General features: G+C 42.3%; 2 protein-coding genes and 1 pseudogene. 2 read left to right on the plus strand and 1 reads right to left on the minus strand.

Going from position 1 to position 2,898, the window contains the following annotated elements:
* A pseudogene (locus PX481_RS22265) lies at positions 1 to 153 on the plus strand (D-alanyl-D-alanine carboxypeptidase/D-alanyl-D-alanine endopeptidase); the annotation flags it as partial.
* A 338-nt stretch (positions 154 to 491) separates the two neighbouring features.
* The gene (glgA, locus tag PX481_RS22270; RefSeq protein WP_288096088.1) at positions 492 to 1,970 is read left to right on the plus strand and encodes a glycogen synthase GlgA; all 1,479 of its coding nucleotides are present in this window, start codon (positions 492 to 494) and stop codon (positions 1,968 to 1,970) included.
* A gap of 145 nt (positions 1,971 to 2,115) precedes the next feature.
* On the opposite strand, the gene PX481_RS22275 is transcribed toward glgA, so the two are convergent.
* Positions 2,116 to 2,898 (minus strand): tetratricopeptide repeat protein (locus PX481_RS22275; RefSeq protein WP_288096091.1); only part of this gene is annotated, 783 nt, incomplete at its 5' end.

Here is a 2,898-nt window from a genome sequence, read left to right on the forward strand (position 1 = left end):
GGAGTTATCGCCCTCGCGGGTTATCTAGCAACCGCCGACAATCAACCCCTAATCTTTAGCATAACCGTAAATAACAGCGATCAACCCGCCACCACCCTCAGAAACGGCATCGATGAGGTGATTTTGCTCCTAGGACAGTTAAAACGCTGTTAATCTTTAGGAGGCAAAAGGCAAAAGGCAAAAGGCAAAAGGCAAAAGGCAAAAGGCAAAAGGCAAAAGGCAGCTTTGTTCTCCCCAACACCCCAACACCCCAATACCCCACTACCCAACCCGCAACCAATTCGATCGAGCCATTTAAGTAGGGAGGCACAATTATTTGTAGGATGGGTTAGCGGTAGCGTAACATGAGCGGGGGTTGGGTTTCATGCTTCAACCCAACCTACGTTCATCTTATATTTAATTCCACCCACCCACTTAATCACACAAGACTGTATACTTTTGTAAAAATTGCTTCTAGCTGACCTGTAGATTAATCGACGGAGTATTGATATATGTATATAGTTCAGGTTGCCTCTGAGTGCGCCCCAGTGATTAAAGCTGGGGGATTGGGGGATGTGGTATATGGATTGAGTCGAGAATTAGAAATTCGCGGTCATTGCGTGGAGCTAATCCTACCCATGTATGATTGTATGCGCTACGACCAAATTTGGGGCTTACACGAGGCTTATCGGGACCTGTGGGTACCTTGGTACGGTGGGGCAATTCACTGTAATGTTTTTTGTGGTTGGGTACACGGGCGCTTGTGTTTCTTTATTCAACCCAATTCGGGCGATAATTTCTTTAATCGCGGTACTTACTACGGTTGTAAAGACGATAATATGCGTTTTGCCTTCTTCTGCAAAGCCGCTTTAGAATTTTTGCTCAGAAGTAATAAACGTCCCGATATAATTCATTGTCACGACTGGCAAACCGGTTTAATTCCGCCCTTACTTTTTGAAATTTATAAATATCATGGTATGGGCAATCAGCGCGTTCTCTACACCATCCATAACTTTAAACATCAAGGATTTGCTGGTGCGGAAATTCTCAGGGCAACAGGATTAAATAACGATACTTACTACTTTAGCTATGCCCGAATGCGCGATAACTTCAATCCTTTTGTGATTAATTTTATGAAAGGTGGTATCGTCTTTTCCAACTATTTCAACACCGTCTCACCCCACCATGCTTGGGAAGCACACCACACCGATGTTAGTTACGGTTTAGGTCATACAATTCACCTACATCAACACAAATTTACTGGCATTCTCAACGGTTTAGATTACAATATCTGGAACCCGGAAGTGGATAAATTTATTGCTGCACCCTACGGTATTGATAGCTTCTCCGAGAAGGCACGCAATAAGAAGGCACTGCGAGAAAGACTCTGGTTAAGAGATGAACCAGAAAAGCCCTTAATTTGTTATGTCGGTCGTTTAGATGACCAAAAAGGCGTACATTTAGTTCACCATGCCATGTATTATGCCTTAGCTCGCGGGGCGCAATTTGTCCTCTTAGGTTCCGCCACCGAATCGTTAATTAATAACTGGTTCTGGCATGAGAAAAATCACCTAAATAATAACCCTGATGTCCATATTGAATTGGGCTTTAATGAGGAATTATCTCACCTCATTTATGCGGGGGCCGATATGATTGTGGTTCCCAGTAATTTTGAACCCTGCGGACTGACACAAGTAATCAGCTTAAAATACGGAACCGTTCCCATCGTCCGGGGAGTTGGTGGTTTAGTTAATACGGTTTTTGATCGCGATTATGATACCTATCACCAACCCGAAGAACGCAATGGTTTTGTCTTTTTTGATCCCGATAATAATGCCCTCGAATCAGCCATGTCCCGGGCATTAGAATTGTGGTACAATCAACCGGAAGAATTCCAAAAATTAGCGATTCAAGGCATGGAATGCGATTACTCTTGGAATGGCCCCGGGGAAGAATACGTTGCCCTCTATGAAATGATTCGCCACAAATAAACTGCATCTTGCCCCTAGCAATTCCCTGGCAGTTGTCAACAGAAATTCGAGGAATAGATTTGTTGAAATTTCCGGGGAATTGCTTTAGTTTTGACCGATTGCTGACTCCTAACCCCACCAAAAAACTTTTTGCCGCAAACCCTACCTAGTAGAGCAGAAATGTTAACTTTGCTTGGTATTCTTGGGTGAGGGGATGACTAACTCCTAAAATCTGAAATATGGCTAACATGGCTTTTCTTGCCCCATCCTGACGATATTTTCTACTTTCTCCCACCAGGCTGATCAGTTTATCTAAAGCGGCGGCATAATCTTCTTTTAATGCGGAATTAATCCCAGTAAAAAATATCGCATCGAGGGGATTATTTTCTGGTTTTAACTGTTGAAATTCTAGGAGAGTTTTCCAACCTTTGATCAGGGGATTTTCTTCTTTAATAGCACTGATTAATCGGTAAGCATCAGACCATTTTTCTAGACGCATGAGAAATTTTACCGCCATAATAACTAATCGTGGTTCGTTGGGATATTTAGGAAAAAGACGATCAAATAATTGTTTAGCTGCGGGCAAATTATCGAGGGCAATCGCTTCTTGTATTTCTGCTAATCCTGTTTCTAATTCCGATTGTAAATCGAGACGGGAAAATAAGTCTCTAATTTGTTCTTCTGGCAAAGCACCAACAAAACAGGGTAACACTTCTCCCTTGCTGACAATTCGCACATCGGGAACTCCTTCTACATCGTATTGTTCGGCTAATTCGGGATTTTTATCTATATCTATTTTTGCTAGGATAAAATTATATTCACTTGCCAGTTTTTCCAGCATCGGTTTTACCAATTTACAGGGTCCACACCACAGGGCATAAAAGTCTAAAATCACTGTATTTAGATAGGACTTCTCGATCACTTCACTGTCAAAATTTGTCCCATCTAC

The sequence above is a fragment of the Microcystis sp. M53603_WE2 genome (assembly GCF_030065435.1).